At 67.5% G+C, this 23,166-nt stretch carries 22 protein-coding genes; 9 read left to right on the top strand and 13 right to left on the bottom strand.

Annotation, left to right across the window (positions count from 1 at the left end):
- The first annotated feature begins 142 nt into the window (after positions 1–142).
- Together recA and PSV00_RS07415 are read left to right on the top strand one after the other, a co-directional pair.
- Positions 143–1,225: a recombinase RecA gene (gene recA, locus PSV00_RS07420; RefSeq protein WP_300445944.1), complete on the top strand. Its 1,083-nt coding sequence runs from the start codon at positions 143–145 to the stop codon at positions 1,223–1,225.
- Positions 1,226–1,435: 210 nt separating this feature from the next.
- Complete coding sequence (locus tag PSV00_RS07415; protein WP_300445876.1) at positions 1,436–1,642, top strand: hypothetical protein; 207 nt, start codon at positions 1,436–1,438, stop codon at positions 1,640–1,642.
- On the opposite strand, the gene PSV00_RS07410 is transcribed toward PSV00_RS07415, so the two are convergent.
- Positions 1,639–1,995 carry a DUF393 domain-containing protein gene (locus PSV00_RS07410; protein WP_300445875.1) on the bottom strand — a complete coding sequence of 119 codons (357 nt, stop codon included), beginning with the start codon at positions 1,993–1,995 and terminating at the stop codon, positions 1,639–1,641. The two genes, PSV00_RS07415 and PSV00_RS07410, sit on opposite strands and share 4 nt — an antisense overlap.
- A gap of 131 nt (positions 1,996–2,126) precedes the next feature.
- Here PSV00_RS07410 and alaS point away from each other — a divergent pair, with 131 nt between their 5' ends.
- On the top strand, positions 2,127–4,787 hold the full coding sequence (alaS, locus tag PSV00_RS07405; RefSeq protein ID WP_300445874.1) for an alanine--tRNA ligase: 2,661 nt from the start codon (positions 2,127–2,129) through the stop codon (positions 4,785–4,787).
- A 10-nt stretch (positions 4,788–4,797) separates the two neighbouring features.
- Here the strand turns inward: alaS and PSV00_RS07400 are convergent, their stop codons facing one another.
- The 3 genes from PSV00_RS07400 to PSV00_RS07390 form a co-directional block, all read right to left on the bottom strand.
- Positions 4,798–5,370, bottom strand: coding sequence for a DUF2939 domain-containing protein (locus PSV00_RS07400; protein WP_300445873.1), 573 nt, complete (start codon positions 5,368–5,370; stop codon positions 4,798–4,800).
- Between the two features lie 67 nt (positions 5,371–5,437).
- On the bottom strand, positions 5,438–6,040 hold the full coding sequence (locus PSV00_RS07395) for a DUF2939 domain-containing protein (protein ID WP_300445872.1): 603 nt from the start codon (positions 6,038–6,040) through the stop codon (positions 5,438–5,440).
- Between the two features lie 395 nt (positions 6,041–6,435).
- Positions 6,436–7,650 (bottom strand): NADP-dependent isocitrate dehydrogenase, encoded by a 1,215-nt coding sequence (locus tag PSV00_RS07390; RefSeq protein WP_300445871.1) that lies wholly within the window; start codon positions 7,648–7,650, stop codon positions 6,436–6,438.
- A 331-nt stretch (positions 7,651–7,981) separates the two neighbouring features.
- Here PSV00_RS07390 and PSV00_RS07385 point away from each other — a divergent pair, with 331 nt between their 5' ends.
- Positions 7,982–9,106, top strand: coding sequence for a DUF1176 domain-containing protein (locus PSV00_RS07385; RefSeq protein ID WP_300445870.1), 1,125 nt, complete (start codon positions 7,982–7,984; stop codon positions 9,104–9,106).
- Between the two features lie 30 nt (positions 9,107–9,136).
- Here PSV00_RS07385 and PSV00_RS07380 read toward each other — a convergent pair whose 3' ends face one another.
- From PSV00_RS07380 to fliQ, 6 genes are all read right to left on the bottom strand, one after another.
- Complete coding sequence (locus PSV00_RS07380) at positions 9,137–10,981, bottom strand: DUF885 family protein (protein WP_300445869.1); 1,845 nt, start codon at positions 10,979–10,981, stop codon at positions 9,137–9,139.
- Between the two features lie 75 nt (positions 10,982–11,056).
- On the bottom strand, positions 11,057–12,898 hold the full coding sequence (locus tag PSV00_RS07375) for a DUF885 family protein (RefSeq protein WP_300445868.1): 1,842 nt from the start codon (positions 12,896–12,898) through the stop codon (positions 11,057–11,059).
- A 102-nt stretch (positions 12,899–13,000) separates the two neighbouring features.
- Positions 13,001–15,055 (bottom strand): cell cycle histidine kinase CckA, encoded by a 2,055-nt coding sequence (gene cckA / locus PSV00_RS07370; RefSeq protein ID WP_300445867.1) that lies wholly within the window; start codon positions 15,053–15,055, stop codon positions 13,001–13,003.
- Between the two features lie 49 nt (positions 15,056–15,104).
- Positions 15,105–16,181 carry a flagellar biosynthesis protein FlhB gene (gene flhB / locus PSV00_RS07365; RefSeq protein WP_300445866.1) on the bottom strand — a complete coding sequence of 359 codons (1,077 nt, stop codon included), beginning with the start codon at positions 16,179–16,181 and terminating at the stop codon, positions 15,105–15,107.
- Positions 16,174–16,944 carry a flagellar biosynthetic protein FliR gene (gene fliR, locus PSV00_RS07360; protein WP_300445865.1) on the bottom strand — a complete coding sequence of 257 codons (771 nt, stop codon included), beginning with the start codon at positions 16,942–16,944 and terminating at the stop codon, positions 16,174–16,176. Before fliR ends, flhB begins: the two co-directional genes overlap by 8 nt.
- 7 nt (positions 16,945–16,951) lie before the next feature.
- The gene (fliQ, locus tag PSV00_RS07355) at positions 16,952–17,215 is read right to left on the bottom strand and encodes a flagellar biosynthesis protein FliQ (protein WP_300445864.1); all 264 of its coding nucleotides are present in this window, start codon (positions 17,213–17,215) and stop codon (positions 16,952–16,954) included.
- 156 nt (positions 17,216–17,371) lie between these two features.
- Here fliQ and PSV00_RS07350 point away from each other — a divergent pair, with 156 nt between their 5' ends.
- From PSV00_RS07350 to PSV00_RS07335, 4 genes are all read left to right on the top strand, one after another.
- The gene (locus tag PSV00_RS07350) at positions 17,372–18,481 is read left to right on the top strand and encodes a 2OG-Fe(II) oxygenase (RefSeq protein ID WP_300445863.1); all 1,110 of its coding nucleotides are present in this window, start codon (positions 17,372–17,374) and stop codon (positions 18,479–18,481) included.
- 46 nt (positions 18,482–18,527) lie between these two features.
- Positions 18,528–19,115 carry a GTP cyclohydrolase I FolE gene (gene folE / locus PSV00_RS07345; RefSeq protein WP_300445862.1) on the top strand — a complete coding sequence of 196 codons (588 nt, stop codon included), beginning with the start codon at positions 18,528–18,530 and terminating at the stop codon, positions 19,113–19,115.
- Between the two features lie 78 nt (positions 19,116–19,193).
- Positions 19,194–20,303 carry a pentapeptide repeat-containing protein gene (locus tag PSV00_RS07340; protein ID WP_300445861.1) on the top strand — a complete coding sequence of 370 codons (1,110 nt, stop codon included), beginning with the start codon at positions 19,194–19,196 and terminating at the stop codon, positions 20,301–20,303.
- Positions 20,304–20,359: 56 nt separating this feature from the next.
- Positions 20,360–21,508, top strand: coding sequence for an acyltransferase (locus PSV00_RS07335; RefSeq protein ID WP_300445860.1), 1,149 nt, complete (start codon positions 20,360–20,362; stop codon positions 21,506–21,508).
- Between the two features lie 13 nt (positions 21,509–21,521).
- Here PSV00_RS07335 and fliE read toward each other — a convergent pair whose 3' ends face one another.
- The 3 genes from fliE to flgB are packed head-to-tail and all read right to left on the bottom strand — an operon-like array spanning position 21,522 to position 22,697.
- Positions 21,522–21,842 (bottom strand): flagellar hook-basal body complex protein FliE, encoded by a 321-nt coding sequence (gene fliE / locus PSV00_RS07330; protein ID WP_300445859.1) that lies wholly within the window; start codon positions 21,840–21,842, stop codon positions 21,522–21,524.
- An 8-nt stretch (positions 21,843–21,850) separates the two neighbouring features.
- Positions 21,851–22,267 (bottom strand): flagellar basal body rod protein FlgC, encoded by a 417-nt coding sequence (gene flgC, locus PSV00_RS07325; protein WP_300445858.1) that lies wholly within the window; start codon positions 22,265–22,267, stop codon positions 21,851–21,853.
- Between the two features lie 25 nt (positions 22,268–22,292).
- The gene (gene flgB, locus PSV00_RS07320) at positions 22,293–22,697 is read right to left on the bottom strand and encodes a flagellar basal body rod protein FlgB (protein WP_300445857.1); all 405 of its coding nucleotides are present in this window, start codon (positions 22,695–22,697) and stop codon (positions 22,293–22,295) included.
- A gap of 158 nt (positions 22,698–22,855) precedes the next feature.
- Here flgB and PSV00_RS07315 point away from each other — a divergent pair, with 158 nt between their 5' ends.
- Entirely contained in the window at positions 22,856–23,146 is a 291-nt protein-coding gene (locus PSV00_RS07315) for a flagellar biosynthetic protein FliO (protein WP_300445856.1), read from the top strand.
- Positions 23,147–23,166 lie beyond the last annotated feature (20 nt).

Raw genomic sequence — 23,166 nt, 5'->3', positions numbered from 1 at the left:
CCGCCGTAGCGCCCCACCGTTCCGAAAAGAACATATTGGCAACCGGAACAAACCGTGCACATAGTCCGCCTCACACAGGGAGCGGGTCCAGGCGGGTCTCTCCCGGAACCAGATGGGAATCATGGCAAAGGAGAGTGGCAAGGTGGCAGCTCAGGCGAATTTGAAATTGGTTGGCAAGGACGACGGCGACAAGCAGCGGGCGCTGGAAGCGGCGATCGCCCAGATCGACCGGGCTTTCGGCAAGGGCTCGGTGATGAAGCTCGGCAAGGGCGGCGTGGTGGCGGAAATCCCGTCCGTCTCGACCGGTTCGCTGGGACTCGACATCGCCCTGGGCATCGGCGGCCTGCCGCGTGGCCGGGTGATCGAGGTCTATGGCCCCGAAAGCTCGGGCAAGACCACCCTGGCCCTGCATACCGTGGCCGAGATCCAGAAGGCCGGCGGCACCGCCGCCTTCGTCGACGCCGAACACGCGCTGGACCCGGGCTATGCCCAGAAGCTGGGCGTCAATCTCGATGACCTGCTGGTCTCCCAGCCGGACACGGGTGAACAGGCGCTGGAAATCGTCGACACCCTGGTCCGCTCCGGGGCCGTGGACATCGTGGTGGTCGACTCCGTCGCCGCCCTGACGCCGCGCGCCGAGATCGAGGGCGAGATGGGCGACAGCCTGCCCGGCCTCCAGGCCCGGTTGATGAGCCAGGCCCTGCGCAAGCTGACCGCCTCGATCAACAAGTCGCAGTGCATCGTGCTGTTCATCAACCAGATCCGTCACAAGATCGGCGTCATGTACGGCTCGCCCGAGACCACGACCGGCGGCAATGCGCTGAAATTCTACGCCTCGGTCCGCCTCGACATCCGCCGCATCGGCGCGATCAAGAACCGGGACGAGGTCGTCGGCAACACCACCCGGGTCAAGGTGGTCAAGAACAAGGTCGCCCCGCCGTTCCGCGAGGTCATCTTCGACATCATGTACGGCGAGGGCATCTCCAAACTGGGCGAGATCATCGACCTGGGGGTCAAGGCCGGGGTCATCGAGAAATCCGGCAGCTGGTTCTCCTATGACTCGACCCGTATCGGTCAGGGCCGCGAGAACGTCCGGGAGTTCCTGAAACAGAACCCCGACATGGCCGCCTCGATCGAGGACAAGGTCCGCAAATCGACGAACAAGATCGCCGACGAGCTGCTGGGCACGCCCGAGCCCGACGAGGGCCAGGACCTCGACGGCTGATCCTTCCGGCCTCCCCGCCGGGGAGTCTGACCGAACACCCCGTCCGGCCGGTCCCTGCGACCCGCCACCGACCCCCGCGGGGTTCGGACCGGACGTGGCTGGCCGTCCGGCCCGGGACCTTACGTCCCGACGCCGGGCGGCCCTTTTTCTGCTATGAAGGGCAAATCAGTCGCCGGCTGACCTTGCCGCTGCACCCTTAGGACTCCCGAGATGGCCGACATCCCCGCCCTGACCCAGTTCAGCCTGTCCGAGAACGAGGACGGCTATCTGCTGCAGCTGGAAGCCGACGATGGTGCGGCCCTGACCGTCTCGGCCAGTCCGGAACAGCTGGACGCGATCATCGATGCCCTGGTCGCCCTGCTCGAGGATGAAGACGAGGACGACGACACGCCGCAGTCGGCCGACCCGGCGATCTAGACTCCGGCCCGCCCGCCGGCCAGCCGCTGCAAGTGCGGCCGTATCCGCAGGAAGGCGATATAGGCCGCCTCCAGACCCCGCAGAACGACACGATTCCGCGCCAGCAGGCCGAGCGGCCGCAGCAGCGGAATGGCGCGCCACATGGCGGCGAAGGCCGCGGCCCCGGACAACATCCGGCCATCCTCGCGGGCATGGAACCGGGCCAGCAATTCGGCCCTGTCGATCGGACAGGTTCCGTCGCCGACGACGTCGATAAAGGCGATCGCACCGCGCCGGTCCAGCCGTCGCATCAGGGCGATCTCGCGCCGGCACAGCGGGCAGTCACCATCGAACCAGACGTCCACATCGGCCATGGTGACAATCTGGGCCGCCCGACCATCGCTGTCATCCCCCCTGCGCTGATCCGCGCAGATGATGCTTTCGCGTCGAAACCCCTATATGACGCCCGTTCGCCCTCCCTCCCGACGACCGAACGTGCGCCCTCATGTCCAGCCTGAAACAAATCCGCTCCAGCTTCCTCGACTATTTCGCGGCCGATGGTCACGCGAAGGTCCAGTCCGCGCCCCTGGTGCCGCAGAACGATCCGACCCTGTTGTTCGTCAACGCCGGCATGGTCCCGTTCAAGAACGTCTTCACCGGCCAGGAGAAGCGCCCCTACACCCGCGCCACCTCGGCCCAGAAATGCGTGCGCGCCGGTGGCAAGCACAACGACCTGGACAATGTCGGCTACACCGCCCGCCACCACACCTTCTTCGAGATGATGGGGAATTTCTCCTTCGGTGACTATTTCAAGGAACACGCCATCGAGGCGGCCTGGAACCTGATCACCAAGGATTTCGGCATCCCGAAAGACCGGCTGATGGTCACCACCTACATCGACGACGATGAGGCGGTTGAACTCTGGAAGAAGATCGCCGGCCTGCCCGAGAGCCGCATCACCCGCATCGCCGGCTCCGACAATTTCTGGTCGATGGGTGACACTGGCCCGTGCGGCCCCTGCACCGAGATCTTCTACGACCACGGCGATCACATCTGGGGCGGCCCTCCGGGAACCCCGGACGAGGACGGCGACCGCTGGGTCGAGATCTGGAACCTGGTCTTCATGCAGTTCGACCAGCAGGCCGATGGTTCGCGCTCCCTCCTGCCCAGGCCGTCGATCGACACCGGCATGGGTCTGGAACGCGTCGCCGCCGTGCTGCAGGGCGTGCATTCCAACTATGAGACCGACCTGTTCCGCACCCTGATCGCTGCCTCGGAACATGCGACCAATACCAGCGCCGAGGGCGACCGCGCCCCCAGCCACCGGGTCATCGCCGACCACCTGCGCAGCTCGTCCTTCCTGATCGCCGACGGTGTGACCCCGTCGAACGAGGGTCGCGGCTATGTCCTGCGTCGCATCATGCGCCGGGCCATGCGCCACGCCCACCTGCTGGGCGCGGCCGATCCGCTGATGCACCGGCTGGTACCGACCCTGGTGGCCGAAATGGGAGAGGCCTACCCCGAGCTGCGCCGCGCCGAGGCCTTCATCACCGACACCCTGAAGCAGGAAGAGATCCGTTTCCGCACCACCCTCGGCCGCGGCATGGGCCTGCTGGAGGATGCGTCGAAGGATCTGGGCGAGGGCGGCGTCCTGTCCGGCCAGACCGCCTTCACCCTGTACGACACCTACGGCTTCCCGCTGGACCTGACCCAGGACGAGGCCCGCCGTCGCGGCTTCTCGGTCGACACCGACGCCTTCGACGTCGCGATGAACGAACAGCGCAGCCGCTCGCGCGAACACTGGACCGGCTCGGGCCAGACCGCCTCGACCGCCGAATGGCTGGCGCTGCGCGATCGTCTCGGGGCCACCGAATTCACCGGCTATGACACCACCGACGGCACCGGCGAGGTCATCGCTATCGTCCAGGACGGTGCCTCGGTCGACACCCTCGAAAGCGGCCAGACCGCCGAGGTCCTGTTCGACAAGACGCCCTTCTACGGCGAGGGCGGCGGCCAGGCCGGCGACCGCGGTGAGATCGAATGGACCGACGCCTCGGGCCAGCAGGGCGCGGGCACCGTGCTCGACGTCCAGAAACACGCCCAGGACCTGTTCGCCCACAAGATCGCCGTCACCTCAGGCACCCTGGCCATCGGCGCGACTGTCAAGCTGCGCGTCGACGCCGACGCCAGACTGACGACCCGCGCCAACCATTCGGCCGCCCACCTGCTGCACGCGGCCCTGAAGAATGTGCTCGGCCCGCACGTGGCCCAGAAGGGCCAGATGGTCGACGCGGACCGCCTGCGCTTCGACTTCAGCCACAACGCCCCGGTCACCGAGGACGAACTGGCCCGGATGGAGGATGAGGTGAATGCCGTCATCCGCCAGAACCTGCCCGCCGCCACCGAACTGATGGCCCCGGAAAAGGCCATCGAGGCCGGGGCCGTGGCCCTGTTCGGCGAGAAATACGGTGACGAGGTCCGCGTGCTGACGCTCGGCCACGCGCTCACCGGCGACAAACCCTATTCGGTCGAACTGTGCGGCGGCACCCACGTCGCCCGCACCGGGGACATCGCCCTGTTCAGGATCACAGCCGAGACCGGCATCGCCGCCGGCGTGCGTCGCATCGAGGCCCTGACCGGCGAGGCCGCCCGCCAGTATCTGCTGGCCCAGGCCGGCGTGGCCAGGGGCCTGGCCCAGACCTTCAAGGTCCAGCCGCTGGACGTCCCGGCCCGGGTCGAGGCCCTGACCGCCGACCGCAAGGCGCTGGAGAAACAGGTCGCCGAGCTGAAGAAACAGCTGGCCCTCGGCGGGCCCGAAGGCGCGGCCGTTGTCGTGGAGGAAATCAACGGCATCAAGCTGATCGCCCGTGTCCTCGATGGAGTCGACGGCAAGGGCCTGCGCGGCGTGGCCGAAGGCTTCCGCACCCACGTCGGCTCGGGCGTCGTGGCCCTGGTCGGAGTCACCGACGGCAAGGCCGCCATCACCGTGGCTGTGACCGCGGACATGACGGACAAGGTCAATGCCGCCAACCTCGCGCGCGCGGCGGTCATCGCCATGGGCGGACAGGGTGCGGGCGGCAAGCCGGACTTCGCCCAGGGCGGGGCTCCCGACGGATCGAAGGCCGAAGAGGGCCTGACGGCGATCCGGACCGCGCTGGAAGGCTAGATCGACAGCCCTAGATCGCGTCGTCTTCGGACGGCGCGGTCAGGTCGATCCCGGCCAGCTTCCAGCTGAACAGACCCCGCCGCTCCATCAGCAGCGCCAGATGCTGGTCCGGGTGCTCGCTGTTGGTCAGGGTCACGGCGAAGGTATCCAGATCGCGATAGGCCCAGGACTGGCGCACCGTGTCCCGCCCCGGCTCCGAAGCTTCCGCGGGTTCGGTCGGTTCGGACCGGTCCATCGGATCCGGGGCCCTGGCCGAACGCACCATGGTGGCGATCGCCTGGGGGGTAACGAAGGCGTCGACCGCCCCTGACACCAGACTGGGGGCCAGCAACATGCCCAGTCCGGACAGAACCGGATTGTCGCTGCGCGGATCGGCCCGCATCCGCACCATCAGTTCGGCGTTCAGCTCTTCCTTGAGGCTGGCCCGGAACGCGGGGAAGTCGACGCGCTGGCGCAGGGCCGCCTCATCGCCAGTCCTTGCGGCCTCGGTCAGCCCTCGCACCGCCAGCACGGGGGACGCGAAATAGGCCGCCAGAAACACGGCAGCGACAACAGTCAGGCCGACAATCAGTTTTTTGGACATAGAACCCTCTGGCTCCCGAACGCGTCGCCAGCCGGACGGTTGCGCGATTCGAAACCGGGGGCCAGCGTCAGCCGCTTTCGCCGCCCCCGGACCCGACGATGATATCGCGGGGCGGTGCGGAATTCGTTTCGGCGGGCGAAACCCCGTCCGGCAGGCCGATGTGCACCAGCTTCCATTCGAACGCCCCCTTGCGTTCGAAGGTAAAGACCGTCCTCGAGCCACCATCGTCGGTCACGGCCATTCGCGCCCGGTTGACGCCCCAGGACACCGGCTTCGGCATCGGATCAGTCGCCTCGGTGCCGGTCGCGGGTCCGGTGCGCTGCGAGGCATAGCGCCCTTCGCCCCGGCTCAGCGCCGACAGCGCCGCCGGCGTCAGATAGACGTCCGGGTTCGGCGCGCCGGCCACGGCTGGCTCCAGCTGCCGCCGCACGGCACCGATCGGATCTTCCAGAAAGGACGGGGCCGGGGCCATGGCCGCCGGATTGCCGGACAGCTGCGGCCGCAGCGACTGGCGCACCGCCGGATAGTCGACCAGCCGCTCCAGTCCGGCGGCGTCATTGGCGTCCGCCGCCGACCGGATGGCGAAAAACGCCACGGCCGGGGCCGCGAAGAAGGACACGACCGCCGCCACCAGGGCGATGACGAACAGATTGCCGAATAGACGCTTCACAGGCGGACTCCCGTCAGGTTCGCCGCAACCTTGCACCATGCGGGCCCCGCCACAAACAAAAGGCCCGCCGGACGCGAATCCGGCGGGCCTTCATTTGTGGCTCGCGCTCAGAAGGCTCCGCCTTTTCGACCCGACGCGGCTTGATCGTGGGCCGCGGTCAGAAGGCTCCGCCTTCTCGACCCGACGCGGCTTGATCGTGGGCCGCGGTCAGAAGGCTCCGCCTTCTCGACCCGACGCGGCCTGGCGCTTCGCGCGGCGCTCAAGTAGCGAGCGACCGCGTCGCGAGCATAGCGCCCGGGGCAAGCGCTCAAGCAGTGAGCCGCCGCGCGGCGAACGTTAGCGCCCCAACAAGACGCTCAAGCCGCGAGCGACCGCGTCGCGAGCATGGCACCCTGCTAGGAAGCCATCGCCCTAGTCAGGTTCTCGGCCACCTTGTCGATAAAGCCTTCGGTGGTCAGCCAGCTCTGCTGATCGCCGACCAGCAGGGCCAGGTCCTTGGTCATGTAACCGGCCTCGACGGTCTCGACGATGACCCGCTCCAGGGTGTTGGCGAAATCGATCAGGGGCTGGTTGCCGTCCAGCTTGCCGCGATGGCTGAAGCCACGCGTCCAGGCGTAGATCGAGGCGATCGAGTTGGTCGAGGTGGCCTCGCCCTTCTGGTGCTGGCGATAGTGGCGCGTGACCGTGCCGTGGGCCGCTTCCGATTCCAGGATCTTGCCGTCCGGGGTCATCAGCACCGAGGTCATCAGACCCAGCGAGCCGAAGCCCTGGGCCACGACGTCGGACTGGACGTCGCCGTCATAGTTCTTGCACGCCCAGACGAAGCCGCCCGACCATTTGATGGCCGCGGCCACCATGTCGTCGATCAGACGGTGCTCGTAGGTCAGGCCGGCGGCCTTGAACTTGTCGGCGAACTCCTCGTCGAACACCTTCTGGAAGATGTCCTTGAAGCGGCCGTCATAGGCTTTCAGGATCGTGTTCTTGGTCGACAGATAGACCGGGAAATTGCGCTGCAGGCCGAAGGCCAGGCTGGCGCGGGCAAACTCGGTGATCGAGTCATCGAGGTTGTACATGCCCATGGCCACGCCGGACGACGGGTACTGGAACACCTCGTGCTCGATGACCTGGCCGTCGTCGCCTTCGAATTTCATCGTCAGCTTGCCGGGACCGGGGACCAGGAAGTCGGTGGCCTTGTACTGGTCGCCGAAGGCGTGACGGCCGACCACGATCGGCTGGGTCCAGCCGGGCACCAGCCGCGGCACGTTCGAGCAGATGATCGGCTCACGGAAGACCACGCCGCCGAGGATGTTGCGGATGGTGCCGTTGGGCGACTTCCACATCTTCTTCAGACCGAACTCGGTCACCCGGGCCTCATCGGGGGTGATGGTGGCGCATTTGACGCCGACGCCGTGCTTCTGGATGGCGTGGGCCGCGTCGATCGTCACCTGGTCGTCGGTGGCGTCGCGGTGCTCCATGCCCAGGTCATAATAGTCGAGTTCGAGGTCCAGGAAAGGGAAGACCAGCTTGTCCTTGATCATCTGCCAGATGATCCGGGTCATTTCGTCGCCGTCGATGTCCACGATGGGATTGGCGACCTTGATCTTGGCCATGAAGCGCCTCTGTTCGTTGTCTGGAGTGTCGGGTTGGCGGCGGTATAGCGAGGCCGGACCGATGGCGAAAGGTCTGGCGGGCGGACGCGCAATCCGGTCCCGGGTCCCGCCGCCCGTCCACCAAGGCCGGTGACCGCACGGCCCCGCATCATTGCTTCCAGCAACAGCCGATCAAACCTTTGAGAAGTATAATTATTCCACCACCAGAATAAGGGCCGGTTCGCCCCTCTGAAGGGTGTAGGTTTCAAAAACCGGCAGTATTCTGCGCGCGGGTGGCGCGCACGCCCCCGACACCGCGCAGGTATCAACACCGGTGCAAACGGGGAATCCAATGAATCGACTCATGATCTGCGCCGCGGCGCTTCTGCTCGGTGCCTGTGGCGACAAGAGCGTCGCGGGCCCGGCCATCGATACGGACCTCGACCCGTCGCAGGCGACCGCGGCCGCTGGCCCGGCCGTCAGTCCCGAGGCGCGGTCGTTCCGCGACTGGCGGGCCCAGTGCGACAACGGCAATGTCTGCGCCGCCTTTGGTCCGTCGACCGCCGGGACCGGCGGCTGGATCCGGGTCACCCGCGAGCCGGGCGCGACCGCCCGTCCCGGCGTGGTCTTCGGTCTGCGTGGAGATTCGGGCAGCGACATCCCCGGGCCCCTGACGGTCAAGCTGGACGGCAAGACCTACGCCGCAGCCGCGGGCGCACCCGACACGGCCGCCTTTGTCCTGTCCGACGCCGACGCAGCGGACTTCCTCACCCGCCTGCCCAATTCCCGTGCCCTGACCATCAGCGCCGGGGATGTCAGCCTTGACCTGTCGGTCACGGGGGCCTCAGCCGCCCTGCTCTGGATCGACGAGCGCCAGGGCCGGCTCGACACCGTGACCGCCGTGGTCCGCAAGGGAGACCGGCCGGCCTCGGCGGTCACCGCCGCCCCCGCCCTGCCCCTCGTCGTGGCCGCAGCCGCCGTCAGCCAGCAGGGATTTGAGCAATACGGGTCCCGGGACGCCAATGGCGATACGCGGTCGCCCCCCCTGCCTGCGGCCGTCGCCGCCATGCCGGCGGCCCGGTCCTGTCAGGCCGACGTGGCGGACAACGAATACCTCAGCACCGCCTTCACCGTGGCCCGTCTCGCCACGGATACCGAACTCTGGGGCGTTCCCTGCTTCGGCGGCGCTTATAACATGGGCTACCGGTATTTCACGACCGGCGTCGGCGGGACCAATCCGCAGCCGGTAAGCTTCCCGACCTCGGACGGTTCGACCTTTGATGTGATCAATGGCCAGTTCGATCCCGCAACCCGCATCCTCGACTCCTTCGAAAAGGGCCGGGGCCTGGGCGATTGCGGCACGGCCAGCGCCTGGGTCTGGACCGGGCGCGCCTTCGCTCTGAAGACCGAACAACATATGGAAGAATGCTGGGGCATGGTCTCGGACTACTGGCCCACGACCTGGCGCACGCGCTGAACGGACCCGAAAAGGTCAGTCCCGACGGGGTCAGCCCCGTCGGGAGGCGACCCAGTCGGCGACCACCGTCTGCAGCACAGCGATCGGCATGCCGCCGGCGGCCAGGGTGGCATCATGGAATCCGCGGATGTCGAACCGGTCGCCCAGCTGGGCCCGGGCGTCCTCGCGCAGCCGCACCCATTCCGTATGGCCGATCTTGTAGCTGCAGGCCTGACCCGGCCAGACACAGTAGCGTTCGACCTCCGAGGCGATCGAGCTCTCCTCGTCACCGCCGGTGTCGACCATGTAGCGGATCGCCTGTTCGCGGCTCCAGCGCTTGTGGTGCAGGCCGGTGTCGGCGACCAGCCGCGAGGCCCGGAACAACAGGCTCTGCAGATAGCCCAGCTCCCCGAAGAGGTCGTTGGCATAGACCCCCATCTCGTCGGCCAGCTGCTCTGAATACAGGGCCCAGCCCTCGCCATAGGCGCTGAAGTACAGGGCCTTCGAGATCAACGGCAGCGTCTCGTTCTCGATCGCCAGCGTCCCCTGCAGGTGATGACCTGGCAGCGCCTCGTGGTAGGTCAGGGTCGGCAGCGACCATTTCGGCCATTCCGCCGTGTCACGCAGATTGATGTAATAGGCCCCGGGGCGCGAGCCATCGAGGCTGGGGGACACGGCATAGCCGCCGGGGGCACCGGCCTCGATCGCCGGCGGCACGCGGCGGACCTCGACGCCGGCCTTGGGCAGGCGGCCGAAATAGGCCGGAAGCCGCGCCTGCATCTCGACGATCTGGGCATTCAGATCGGTCAGGATCTGCGCCTTGCCCGCCTCGGTGTTCGGATAGAGGAAGCGCGGATCCTTTCCGAGGGCCGCCATCCGGGCCCCGACGGTGCCCTCAACCATCCCCTGGGCCTTCAGGATACCGTCCATCCGCTCAAGAATGGCCCTGGACTGCTCCAGCCCCATCGCATGGATGGTGTCTGGATCCAGATCGGTTGTGGTCATCAATTTCAGGGCCGTGGCATAGTAGGCGGCCCCGTCCGGCAGGTCCCAGATCCCGGCGTTCGAGACGGCCTTGGGCAGCAGGTCTTCCATCAGGGCGATCTGACGGTCGAGGGCCGGATAGACTTCGTCCCCGACGATCCGCGCGGCCCGGCCGGACCAGTCCCCGTCGAGGCCTTTCGCGGCGGCGCGCTGGGCGAGACTGGTGGTCATCCCCGCCTCGGCGGCGGCCGGGGCCCGTAGCGACCGCATCTGCACCAGGGTCTTGCGGATGATAAAGTCGGGCGGGATTACCCCCTTGCCAGCATCAGCCTGGACCGACTCCGTCTCCTGGTCCATCACCTTGGCCATGGCCGACAGGCGCGACAGATAGGCCTCGGCGTCCGCCGTCGTCTCGATCGTGTGCTGGGTGGCGAGGAAGTCGGGCAGGAACTGGTAGGTCCCGGTCAACTGGCTGAGCGTATAGGGCTGGATCGGAAAGGCAGCGGCGTCGACGAAGCCGAAATCGCCGTAGCCGAAGCCACGGGCCTCATCCAGGGTCTCCGCCTGGAATTTGACGACCCCGAAACTGACCTCGTCCTGACCGATCAGGTCGGAGCCGTCGATGGCCCGGATCTTGGTCAGCCATTCGCTGTTGCGGGTGATGGCGGCGTTGCGGGCCTCAATACCCCGCGGGGCCAGTCGGGCCTTGAGCCCCGCCCGCGCCCCACTGTCCAGACCCAGATTGGTTGCCAGCTGCGGGTTGCCGTCCACGGCCGCCTCGCCGATGTCCGCCACCAGAGCGGCGGCCTCCCCTGCGTCGGGTGTCGCCGCCAGGGTGGCCGAAAAGACTCCCAGCGGGGCCAGGGCGCTCGTGGCGAAGACGGTCTGCAGGAGGCGGCGGCGATCGATCATGGCTCAACTCCGTATGGAACGCGCCGATAGCACGCCCCAACGCGGTCAATAGCAAGACCGAGCGCCGCCCGACTGTCAGGCCATCCGGCTTTGCACCCATTCACCGACCACCGTCTTCAGCACTTCCAGCGGCATCCCGCCGGAAGCCAGGGCCGTGTCATGGAAGCCCTTGATGTCGAACCGGTCGCCCAGCTGCGCCTTGGCCTCCTCGCGCAGCCGCACCCATTCGGTGTGCCCGACCTTGTAGCTGGAGGCCTGGCCCGGCCAGACGCAGTAGCGTTCGACCTCGGTGGTGACGCTCGATTCCTGGTCGCCCAGGGTGGCAACCATGTACTGGATCGCCTGTTCGCGGCTCCAGCGATTGTGGTGCAGGCCGGAGTCGACCACCAGCCGGGTGGCCCGGAACAGCAGGCTCTGCAGATAGCCCAGACGGCCCCACGGGTCGTTCTGATACACGCCCATCTCGTCGGCCAGCTGTTCGGAATACAGGGCCCAGCCTTCCGAATAGGCCGAGAAGCCGATCAGCTTGCGGATGGTCGGAATGCCCTGGGCCTCGGTCGACAGGGTGATCTGCAGATGGTGACCCGGAATCGCCTCGTGATAGGTGAGGGTCGGCAGGGTCCATTTCGGCCATTCCGCCGTGTCGCGCAGGTTGATGTAATAGGCACCGGGGCGCGAACCATCCAGGCTCGGACCCTGATAATAGCCGCCGGGCGCACCGGCCTCGATCGCCGGCGGGACGCGCCGGATATCGACAGAGGCCTTGGGCAGGATGCCGAAATAGTCGGGCAGCCGCGCCTGCATGGCGGCCATCTGCACGTTCAGCTCGTCCAGCAGCTGCTGCTTGCCGGCGTCGGTGTTCGGATAGATGAAGCGTGCATCCTTGGCCATCGCGGCCAGACGCGCGCCCACCGTGCCCTCGGTCATCCCCTCGGCCTTCAGGATGGCGTCGGCCGCGGCGGTGATCTCGGCCACCTGGCTCAGACCCAGCTGATGGACCTCGGCCCCGGTCAACCGGGTCGTGGTGTAGTTGCGGATGCCGTATTCATAATACCCGTCGGCGTTCGGCAGGGCCCAGACCCCGGCGTCATGGCGGGCCGTCGGGCGCGCGCCTTCGAAGAGGGCGACCTGCCGGCGCAGGGCCGGATAGACCTTGTCGCTGACGATGGCCGTGGCCCGGGCGGCCCAGTCCCCCTCGAGTCCCGCCTCGCCGGCGCGGCGCGTCAGGGAGGTCACCAGGCCGGATTCGGCCGGAGCGGCCTCAAGTCCGGCATTCATCTGCGTCAGGGTGCGGTCGATGACGAAGTCGGGCGGCACGATCCCCATGGCCATGTCGGCGCGGACCAGACCGGTTTCCTGGTCCAGCAGGTCGCCGAACGCATCGAGCCGCGACAGATAGGCCTCGGCATCGGCCTCGGTCTCGATCGAATGCATGGTGTCGAGGAAGTCCGGGATGTCGCGATAGGATCCGCCCAGCTGGCTGATCCGGTAGGGATTGGGTGACCCGGTGTTGCCGAAACGAAAGTGATCGAGGCCGACATTGGTCGTCTCACCGTCATACAGGACGGTCGCCAGATTGACCGCATCCATCCCGGCCAGCTTGGACGCATCGATGGTCTGGAGCTGGGCGGTGAAGTCACGGCTGAAGGCTTCCCGCTCGGCGATATCGGTCGGCGTCAGCATGTCCAGGCGCGCCTTGGCGGCGGCATTGGGTCCCTTGTCCAGGCCCATATAGGTGGCGGCCATGGCCGATTTGGCCAGGACCATCGCGAACATCGCATCGAGAATGCCGTTCAGCCGGGCGGCCTCGGCGGGATCGGAACCGGGCGAGGCGACCCGGGCCAGGGCGGCTCCGGCGGGTCCCGCCAGGGCGACCCCGGCGACGGCGGAAAGAAGCAGGCGGCGACGATCGATCATGACACTGGTCTCCGAAAAGGTGTGGCGCAAAAGAAGCGGGGAATGCCGCGGCTGCAAGTGAAACATAGGCAATGTCCGCAGGGGGACACGAATTCCGCAGGCCTATTCGCCGCGCAATTCCTGCTTCACCCGCTCGGCCAGGATCTTGATGTCCAGCGGCTTGGGCAGGAAGGACACCCCGGCCTCGTCCTGGAGCAGGTCCGAAAAATCGCTCTCGGCATAGCCCGAGATAAACATCACCGGCGCATCGCCCAGATACTGCCGCGCCTTCTTCAGCAGGCTGGGTCCGTCCAGACCCGGCATGATCACGTCCGAAATCATCATATCGATCTTGCCGGCCCATTCCTCGGCCAGGATCAGGGCCTCCTCGCCATCAGCGGCCTCGATCACCTCATAGCCGCGCTGACGCAGCAATTTGGCGGCAATGCCACGCACGGCGGCCTCGTCCTCGACGAACAGGATCCGGCCGGCCCCCGACAGGTCGCGCGGCGTCTTGATCTTGACCTCGACCGGGGCGACCTCGGCCAGTTCGGCCTCGGCGGCGGCCGGCAGGAAGATGCGGAAGGCTGCCCCCGCCCCGTCCAGATTGACGACATTGATGTGGCCGCCGGCCTGTTCGACGATGCCGTAGACGGTGGCCAGCCCCATGCCGGTGCCCTCATTGACCGCCTTGGTGGTGAAGAAGGGTTCGAAGATCTTGTCGAGGATTTCCGGCGGCACGCCCGTGCCGGTGTCCGACACCTCGATCAGGGCCAGCTCCTCGACCGGGGCGTCGAGCCAGCCCATGGCCCGGGCCTCGTCGCCGGTCAGACGCCGCGTGCGGATGGTGACCACTCCGGCCCCCGGCTCGACCACGCCGCGCATCGCGTCGCGGGCGTTGACGGCCAGGTTCATCACCGCCGTCTCCAGCTGGCTCTTGTCGGCCAGGACGATCGGCAGGTCGCGGCCGTAATCGGTCTCCAGACGCACATCCTCGCGCAGCAGGCGGCGCAGCAGCACCGCGAACTCCCCGACCAGTTCGCCCAGATCCAGCCGCTCGCGCCGCACCGTCGACTTGCGCGAGAAGGCCAGCAGCTTGCGAACAAGATCGGCGGCCCGGATCGCCGTCTGGCGGATCTCGTTCAGCCCCTCATAGGACGGATCTCCCACCGGGTGCCGCTCCAGCAGGCCCGAGAGCTGCAGCTGGATGGCGGTCAGAAGATTGTTGAAATCGTGGGCCACGCCCCCGGCCAGCTGGCCGACGGCCTGCATTTTCTGGGCCTGACTGAGCTGCAGCTCCATCGACTTCTGGGCCGAGACGTCAAACAGCCACACCCGCCGCTTGTCTCCCTCGGGTGCCACATACAGATGCAGCATCCGGTCCGGATGGGACCGGGCCACCAGTTCGATCGGGCCGCTGGACCCGGCCGTCAGCTTGGAGCGGGCCTCGATCACCCCGTTGGGCTCGAACAGATGGCCGAAGGCCGCATCGCGGGCCGAGGCCGGACCGGTCAGCAGGGCCAGGGCGGCATTGGGCTCCTCGACCCGGCCCGAAAAGATGTCCTCATGGGCGATCATCGCCGAGCCGAACGGCGCGCCGGCTGCCATGGCCCGCCCCTCGCCGGCGCTGGTGCCGCTGCCGACCTGGACCGCCGGGGCATGGGCCAGACCCAGCACCGCCTCGGGAGCGGCCCGAACCAGGAACCGCCCGCCACCGGCATGACTGATCAGGACCTCGATCTCGCGCGCGCCGATGGTGACGATGGCCCGGGCCTGCTGCCCCTCGCGGGCCTGGGCGAACGCCATATAAAGGGCCGAAACCGACCGCCCCTTGGGCAGGGCCACCATGGCCCCGTTCTCCTCGGCCCAGGCCCCGTTGAAGGCCAGGACCTGACCACTGGTCCAGACCAGGACCGCCGGTTCGCCCAGCGCATCCAGCATCTCGACCCAGACATCCCCGGTCGGCTTGCGCGCCTCGCTGCGGCCGAAGGCGAACAGGCCGATCAGGGCGACCGCGACGGCGGTGAAGATCAGGATCAGACCGGGCGCGCTGTAAGGGTTGGCCCGGAAGGCCGGATAGGCCATCGCCCCGACCGCCAGGATGAATCCGACGGCCATGAGAATGAGCAGGGGATCGAACGGGGCACGGGCCTGAGCCTGCCAACTCTTGGTCTGCATGGGGCCTCGCGGAGCCGATTCGCTGGCGGCAGCATACGCCTTTTCCATTCTAGCGCTTCTTCCGCCCCTGCATGACGAAGCCGATGACCCGCGCGGCCGCCTCGAAATGCTCGCGCGGGATGGTTTCGTCGATCTCCACCGCCGCATACAGCGCCCGGGCCAGCGGCACATTCTCGATGATCGGTACCTTGTGCTCCCGCGCCACCTCCCGGATGCGCAGGGCCACGGCGTCGACGCCCTTGGCCACGCAGATCGGCGCGCCGTCGCCCTTGTCCGGCTCATAGCGCAGGGCCACCGAATAGTGGGTCGGGTTGGTCACGATCACCGTGGCCGTCGGCACGGCCTGCATCATCCGTTGCCGGCTCTTCTGGGCCCGGATCTGCTTGAGCTTGGCCTTCACATGCGGGTCGCCCTCCGCCTGTTTGTAGTCTTCCTTCAGCTCTTCCTTGGACATCTTCATCCGCTCGGCGAACCGGTAGCGTTGCCACAGGTAGTCAGCCCCCGCGGTGAAGGCCAGGAAGACCATGGCCGCCGACAGCAGGGCGATCACCAGGTCGCGTGCCGCCGGCAGGATGGCCGCCGGGCTCAGGGCCGCCATCGTCTCGAAATCGCGGAAATGGGATTTCAGCACCATCCAGCAGATGACGCCGATCGCCACCAGCTTGATGAAGGTCTTCACGAACTGCATCAGTCCATCGGGGCCGAAAATTCGCTTGAACCCGGCGATCGGGCTCAGTTTTTCCAGCTTCGGCTTCATCTTCTCGGCACTGAAGACCAGGCCCGACTGGGCCAGGTTGCCCCCGGCCCCGCCGAGGATGGTGGCCAGCATTACCGCCCCGAGGAAGGGGGCCGCGGCCCAGACCGCGCGATAGCCGATCTCGGCCCCGCCGCCGGCGTCGAGGGCCCCCATCAGGGCGTGCGGCCGGGCGATGAAGGGCAGCAGGTCCTCGGCCAGCCGGCCGGCGAACCAGCCGCCGCTGATGATGATTACCGCCGTGGCCCCCATCAGGCTCAGGGTCGAGGCGACATCCGGGGATTTGGGAGAATCGCCCTTTTTTCGCGCGTCCGCGAGTTTTCGCGGTGTCGCCTCTTCTGTTTTCGACTCGGGATCGGGCGCGTCAGCCACCGGCTGAGCCCGCGAAGATTCGCGCCAGGATACGGTAGCGGTCGATGAAGACCGTCCCGATCACGCCCAGCGACAGGGCGAAAATCGACAGGCCCAGGATCACACTGAGCGGCGAGGCGACGAAGAATATCTGGAACGCGGGCATTACGCGCGCCACCAGACCCGACGCCATGTTGAAGACCAGGGCAAAGACAATCACCGGGGCCGCCAGCTGCACTCCCAGGGCGAAACTGTCGGCGATGGTGCGGAGGGCCAGGGTGGCGAAATCCTCAACGATCAGCGGCCGTGCCGGCGCGATCAGCTCATAGGACCCGACCAGGCCGGCGATAAACAGATGATGGGTGTTGGTCGCGAAGATCAGGGTCGTGCCCAGCAGCATCAGAAACGCTCCGAGCGTGGAACCCTGCTGCGCCTGCATCGGACTGGCGGTCTGGGCGAAGCTCAGCGTGGTCTGCATCGACACCACCTCACCGGCGGTCGACAGCGCGGTCATGAAGGCCCGCAGCAGCCCACCGATCATCAGACCGGTGATCACCTCCCGCAGCACCCAGCCGGCCATGCTGCCGATGGTCGCGGGCAGGCCCGGCAGAAATCCGCCGACGACCGGCCACACCACCAGCGATACCGACAGGGCCAGGGCCAGGCGGATGCGCGGCGGCACATAGGTTTCGCCGAAACCGGGCATCATCATCATGATCGCGCCGATGCGCGCGAAGATCAGACCGCCGGCCCAGACCTGATCGGCGGTGGCATAGGGTTCCACCTTGCGATCACATCCCGGCGATGCGCGCGGCGATGGTCCGCATGAAGCCGCCCAGCAGCGAGCCCATGACCGGCAAGAACAGCAGCAGGGAGACGAAGATGGCCATGATTTTCGGGGCATAGACCAGGGTCTGCTCCTGGATCTGGGTCAGGGCCTGGAACAGACCGATGCTGACACCGACCACCAGGGCGACCAGCAGCATGGGACCGCACAGCTGGATCGTCAGCCAGAGGGCATCACGCCCGACATCCAGAACTTCCGCGCCGTTCATTCTCAGCTCCAACGATACCGGGCAGAAAATGCCGGGACCATGGTTAATGCGGAGTTAGGAAACTGCGTCTGGCGGCAGGATTCCCAAATCGTCCCCCGGGGGTGCGGCGTCAAAATCCGCTGCGCTCCGCCAAAGCCGATGGTAAGGCTCCGCCCCATGAGTTCGCTGGATACCGAGAACATTCACCGCCGCGCCGTCGCCGGAGACGGGGACGCCCAATTCGCCCTGTCGCGCGTCTTTGACCGCGAAGGCCGGCACGAGATCGCCGTGTCCTGGCTGGACCGGGCCGCTCGCCAGGGCCACGTCCCTTCCATGACCTGGCTGGGGACGCGGCTGCTGGTCGGCCGCGCGGCTCCGTTCCAGCCGAACGAGGGGGCCGTGCTTCTGGGCCGCGCCGCCGAGCTGGGCCATGCCGAGGCCGCGGCCCGCCTGGCCGTCCTCGCCGCCGTCGGCATCGGTCGCCCGCAGAGCTGGGACACGGCCCTCGACTGGCTGCAGACGGCCGCCGAGCGCGGCGAGGCCTCCGCCCGCGCCCAACTCCTGCTGCTGACGGACGATGACGGGGTCGCCGGTGCCGCGGACCGTCCGGACCCCGAACCAGCCCTGTGGGCCCGGGCCCGCAAGGCGATCGACATCAAGGCCTGGCTGACCCCGCCCGTCGCCCGGACGATTTCGGACTCACCACGCATCCAGGTCTTCGAGGGCTTCACACCCCCGGCCGTGTGCGACTGGATCGTCCGTCGCGCCGGGGAACGTCTGGTCCCGGCCCGGGTCTATGACGCCGACAAGGGCGGCCGGCGGCCGGACGGCATGCGCACCGGCAGCGGCGCGGGCTTCAGCCTGATCGACACCGATCTGGTTCTGGCCCTGATACGGGCCCGCATGGCCGCCGCTGCCCCCGGCCTCGACATCGCCACCTTCGAACCCTGCAATATCCTGCGTTACGACATCGGCCAGCGCTACGAGCCGCATTTCGACTTTCTCAACCCGGAAGCCCCGGCCCTGGCCGAGACCCTGGCCCAGCAGGGCCAGCGCCAGGCGACCTTCCTGACCTATCTCAACGCCGACTATACGGGCGGCGAGACCGCCTTTCCGGAACTGGACTGGCGCTTCGGCGGCAAGACGGGGGACGCCCTGCTGTTCTTCAACGTCCGCCCGGACGGCCGCGTCGACCCGCGCACCCTCCATGCCGGTCTGCCGCCGACCAGCGGCGAAAAATGGTTGCTGTCCCAATGGATCCGCGACCGTCCACAACCGATCATCTGAGCGGCACCGCTCCCCTTTCGTCACATCCCCCCCTATGGCTGACCGCATGACCGACTCGTCGACCGAACCCGCCATCCTGCAGTCCGAGGCCGAGGCCGCTGTCCGCACCCTGATCCGCTGGGCCGGCGACAACCCCGATCGCGAAGGCCTGCTCGACACGCCGGCCCGCGTGGCCCGCAGCTATCGCGAACTGTTCTCCGGCTATGAGGTCGAGCCGCGCGCCTATCTGGAACGCACCTTCGAGGAGGTTGGCGGCTACGATCAGCTGGTCGTGCTCAAGAACATTCGCTTCGTCAGCTTCTGCGAACATCACATGCTGCCGGTCGTCGGCGTCGCCCATGTCGGCTATCTGCCGACGGACCGGGTCGTCGGCATCTCCAAGCTGGCGCGGGTCGTCCGCGGCTATGCCAAACGCCTGCAGATCCAGGAAAAGATGACGGCCCAGATCGCCGAGGCCATCCAGGAGGTCCTGCGCCCCGCCGGGGTCGGCGTGGTTATCGAGGCCGAACACAGCTGCATGACCCTGCGCGGCGTCGATGTACCCGGAGCGACCCTGACGACCAGCACATTGCTCGGCGTCGTCCGCGATGATCCCCGCACCCGTGAGGAGTTTCTGCGTCTGGTGCGAGGCTAGTTCCCGGCCCGATTCCACGGTGCCCGTTAACGCGGTCTTCGTCCGCCCCTGTCAGGCTGGCGTTCAAGAGGAACGTCTTTGGCCCTGCCCCAACCGTCGCGTCATCGTCTGCTGATGAGTCCTGCCGCGCTGGCGGCAGCACTGCAGCATCATCAGCGTTTTGTTCGCCGGCAGGCCGGCGGTACGCGGGCCATGCTGCGCTTTGCGCAACTGTCCCGCGCAGACCTGACGGCGCGTCTGCTCGACGACGCCGATTTCACGGGTGCCGATCTGGGCCGGGCGGTCCTCAGGCAGGCCAGCGCCGCCCGCGCCTCCTTCTACGGGGCCAATCTTTCCCTTGCCGACCTGACGCTGATCCAGGCCATCAATGCCGACCTGCGCGGGGCCAACCTCTGCGGGGCCCGGCTGAACGGGGCCGTGCTGGACGGGGCCGACATGCGGCGCGCCCTCCTCGCCAGCGCCCATGACGATTTCCAGATGATACGGCCTGCAGAAATGTCGGCGTCGCTGAACGGTGTGGACATGTCCGAGGCCGAGGCCGGTCGTGTCGATTTTTCGGACTGTTCCCTCAAGGGGGCCCGGCTCCGGGGGGCCAACCTGCGCGGCGCGGTGTTCACGGGGGCCATTCTCGAGGGCGCGGACCTGACCGGGGCCCAGGTCAGCGGCACCACCTTCAGGGGGGCGGTTCTGACCGGCGTCGATGTCGGGGCGCTGAACCTGCCGTCGTCCAGTCTCGAGGGTTGCCTGCTCGACCCGGATGGCGCGGCCCTCGCGGCCCGACCGGCCATGCTGGCGGCCCTGAATGCCGCCGAGCTGTGGGGAATGACCAGCGGCCGGAAAGGCCGGCCCGCCAATTTCGACGGCATGGACATCAGGGTGCTCGGCAATGCCATGGTCGGGCGAACACTGGCGGCCCTGTCGGCTCGGGGCGCGATCGCCGCAGGCGTCAGCTTCCGCGGCACCCAGCTGCAGGGGTCCAACTTCGAGGGGGCGGACCTGCGGGGGGCGGACTTCGGCGAAGCCGATCTTCGCGGCTCGAACTTCGCCTCGGCCTGGCTGTCCTACGCTGACCTGGATACGGCCAATATGGAACCGCTGGCCCTGAAGGAGGGAGGCTACAAGGCAGTAGACTTCACTCGCGCGGTGACCGTCAACGTCCGCCGCCTGGCGCTTTCCGCCGCGGCCTAACCCCGCCCTCCTGTGGCCCGGTCCTTGCGGAACTGACCTCGAAGGAGGCCCTTCCGATGGCCTGGACGTCTGTTTCGACCCGCAATGAAACACTCCCGATCTCGCGCGGGGGGTGGCTCGACGCCCTGCGTTTCATTGTGGCCGCCCTGATCATCCTTCACCATTTCCAGGGGGCGGGGCCGATCGCCCTGGCCGAGAGCGTCCATCCGATGTTCGAACGCAGCGGATTCCTGCTCACCAATTTCTTCCTGATCGACTCCGGCTATGTGCTGATGCGCGTCTATGGCGCGGCCCTGGGGCGCGGCGCGCTGTCGCCCGGCAACTTCGTTCTCAAACGCCTGCTGCGGGTCTGGCCCGCCCACCTGATCATGGGCCTGGCCCTGGTGGCCATGGTGGTTCTGGGTACGGCAGCCGGGGCCCCGCCCCGCAATCCCGAATGGTTCCAGTGGGACCAGCTTCCGGCCCAGCTGGCGCTGGTCCAGGCCTTCGGCATTCCCGGCGGCCTGGGCTGGAACGCCCCGACCTGGTCGATCTCGGCCCTGATCGGCTGCTACCTGGCCTTTCCGTGGGTCCTGCGCGGCCTGACCCGGCTGGGTCCATGGTCGATCCTGGCCCTCGGTCTCGGCGGCTATCTGCTGGCCAACCAGCTGTGCTGGGCCCTGCTCGACTATCCCGTCTATCAGATGCCGCTGCGCTACGGCTTCTTCCGCGCCCTGCCCCTGTTCGTCCTCGGCATGGCCCTCGCCGGATTCGCGCAGAAGGTCTGGATCGATCCCCGACTGGCCCGCTGGGCCGGCATCGGCGCGGCGGTGGCCCTGTTCGTCATCCAGCTGGTCGACAAACAGGCCCTGGCCTCCCTGGCCTGTATCGCGGTGATCATCCTCGCCGCCGGGGCCATCCCGACCCCACGCCCGTCGAAATGGGTCGAGAAGGCCGCCCAGGTCTCCTTCTCCATGTTCATCACCAATGAGGTGGTCCGCATCGCCTGGTTCGGCGTGGCCAATGTCGCCATCGCCCGCTTCGACCTTCCGGTCGCGGCCCAGTGGGGCCTGTGGGGCCTGGGCATCGTGGCCGCTGTGGCCTTCGCCTTCGCCTTCCATTTCGGGATCGACAACCCGATCCAGACCCGCTTCCGCGCCTGGCTCAAGGCACGCTCGCCCCGGCCGGTCCGGCTGGGCGGCCCGGTCATCTCGCTGGAAGGCTAGTGGCCACCGATCGTCAGATCGGCATCCGCATGATTTCCTGATAGGCCTGAATCACCTGGTCGCGGACGGCCATCACCGTCTCCAGCGAGGCTTCCGCCGAGGTCACGGCGGTGACCACGTCGATCAGACTGCCCTTGCCCTGCACCGAGGTGGCCATCTGCGTCTCGGCCGCCTTGGTCGACTGGGTCAGGTCGCCCATGACGTTCTGCAGCAGGTCTGAAAAACCGGCCCCCTGGGCCGCGCCGGCTCCGCCCGTCGCCCCGGTCAGTTCGGTCGGCATGGCCCCGCCCTGCACCGAGGAATAGGCGCGCGCCGCCATCATGGGATTGATCATCTAGCGCCTCACTTCTTCAGCAGGTCGAGGATGCGGGCGTCCATCGACCGCGCCGTCTCGATGACATTGAGGTTGGCCTCATAGGCCCGCTGCGCCTCGCGCATATCCATCGCCTCGACCAGGCTGTTGACGTTGGGCCGCAGCACATAGCCGTCGGCGTCAGCGGCCGGATGGGACGGATCATATTCCTTGCGGAACTCGCTCTGGTCCGGCCGCACCTCGGCCAGGGTCACGCCAGTGGCCCCGTCGACATTGCGGGCCTCGAACACCGGGATCTGGCGGCGATAGGGCATGCCCCCCGCCGTCGTCGCGGTGGACTGGGCGTTGGCGATATTCTCGGCGATGACGCGCATCCGCGACTGCTGGGCCTTCAGGGCCGAGGCAGCCACGGCCATGGCGCTGTTGCGGGCGACGGGCTCTGGCATGATCTATTGATCCTCGCTCATGGTGTCAGCGACCCGGCCCGCGGGCGGCCATCCGCAGCATGTTCATCGACTTCTGGTAGAAGCTGATGGCGGCGTCATAGGCCATCCGGCTCTCGGCCATCTTCAGCATCTGCTCCTCGACCACGACGGTATTGCCGTCCAGCGTGGTCTCGGAATCGGGCGCGGCGCTGGTGTGGAACCGGCTCTGGGTCACGGCCGGAGCGATGTGATTCGCGCTGGTCCGGGTCATCTGCAGCGCCCCGCCCTCACGCAGGGCGGCGGCAAAATCAGTCGGTGCCTTCAGATCGCGGCCGACGTAGCCCGGCGTGTCGGAGTTGGCGACATTCTGGGCAATGACCCGCTGACGTTCGTCCAGCCAGGACAGGCGACCCTTGATCTGGTCCAGCAGGGGCAGGTCGGAAAAGCCCATGGCTTCCTCCCGTCAGACGCGGCGCGCCCGTTCAGATGGGCAGAAAATGCCGCCTGCATGGTTAACGCGGAGTTATCTAAACGACCCGTTAACCACGATCGGCAAGGCTCCATGCGCCGGCCCCCGATCGCGGAGGCGTCGCCGGCAGGGCCATTTGAATGAACTTCCTCGACCTTGCCCGCGCCGTCTTCGGCCTGGCCTTTACCCTCGGGATCATCGGCCTCGCGGCCTGGGCCGCCCGTCGCTATGCGCCCCAGTTGATGGCCCGAATCAGCGCCGAGCGCGGCGAGCGTCGCCTGCGCGTCGTCGAGACCCTGGTGCTGGATCCGGCCCGCCGCCTGGTCCTGGTCCGGGTCGATGACGAGGAACGACTGATCCTGCTGGGCGAGGGGCGTGAGCTGATCGAGCCGCGCCAACCCGCCCCGCCCCTGCCGGAGACCGGGGCGTGACCGTCCGCGCGCCGCGCCCG

This window comes from Brevundimonas sp. (assembly GCF_029945885.1).
Lineage (GTDB): Bacteria > Pseudomonadota > Alphaproteobacteria > Caulobacterales > Caulobacteraceae > Brevundimonas.
Note: the sequence above shows the minus strand (reverse complement) of the source record. Positions and strands in the feature narration are given on the sequence as shown.

Bases quoted from the DNA above. Each gene is read 5' to 3' on its own strand.
- fliQ (WP_300445864.1), bottom strand. From the start codon at position 17,215: ATGAACGGCGCGGAAGTTCTGGATGTCGGGCGTGATGCCCTCTGGCTG.
- PSV00_RS07415 (WP_300445876.1), top strand. From the start codon at position 1,436: ATGGCCGACATCCCCGCCCTGACCCAGTTCAGCCTGTCCGAGAACGAG.
- PSV00_RS07390 (WP_300445871.1), bottom strand. From the start codon at position 7,650: ATGGCCAAGATCAAGGTCGCCAATCCCATCGTGGACATCGACGGCGAC.
- PSV00_RS07400 (WP_300445873.1), bottom strand. From the start codon at position 5,370: ATGTCCAAAAAACTGATTGTCGGCCTGACTGTTGTCGCTGCCGTGTTT.
- PSV00_RS07410 (WP_300445875.1), bottom strand. From the start codon at position 1,995: ATGGCCGATGTGGACGTCTGGTTCGATGGTGACTGCCCGCTGTGCCGG.
- PSV00_RS07315 (WP_300445856.1), top strand. From the start codon at position 22,856: ATGAACTTCCTCGACCTTGCCCGCGCCGTCTTCGGCCTGGCCTTTACC.
- flgB (WP_300445857.1), bottom strand. From the start codon at position 22,697: ATGGGCTTTTCCGACCTGCCCCTGCTGGACCAGATCAAGGGTCGCCTG.
- PSV00_RS07385 (WP_300445870.1), top strand. From the start codon at position 7,982: ATGAATCGACTCATGATCTGCGCCGCGGCGCTTCTGCTCGGTGCCTGT.
- fliE (WP_300445859.1), bottom strand. From the start codon at position 21,842: ATGATCAATCCCATGATGGCGGCGCGCGCCTATTCCTCGGTGCAGGGC.
- PSV00_RS07380 (WP_300445869.1), bottom strand. From the start codon at position 10,981: ATGATCGATCGCCGCCGCCTCCTGCAGACCGTCTTCGCCACGAGCGCC.
- cckA (WP_300445867.1), bottom strand. From the start codon at position 15,055: ATGCAGACCAAGAGTTGGCAGGCTCAGGCCCGTGCCCCGTTCGATCCC.
- flgC (WP_300445858.1), bottom strand. From the start codon at position 22,267: ATGCCAGAGCCCGTCGCCCGCAACAGCGCCATGGCCGTGGCTGCCTCG.
- PSV00_RS07350 (WP_300445863.1), top strand. From the start codon at position 17,372: ATGAGTTCGCTGGATACCGAGAACATTCACCGCCGCGCCGTCGCCGGA.
- alaS (WP_300445874.1), top strand. From the start codon at position 2,127: ATGTCCAGCCTGAAACAAATCCGCTCCAGCTTCCTCGACTATTTCGCG.
- PSV00_RS07335 (WP_300445860.1), top strand. From the start codon at position 20,360: ATGGCCTGGACGTCTGTTTCGACCCGCAATGAAACACTCCCGATCTCG.
- folE (WP_300445862.1), top strand. From the start codon at position 18,528: ATGACCGACTCGTCGACCGAACCCGCCATCCTGCAGTCCGAGGCCGAG.
- PSV00_RS07375 (WP_300445868.1), bottom strand. From the start codon at position 12,898: ATGATCGATCGTCGCCGCCTGCTTCTTTCCGCCGTCGCCGGGGTCGCC.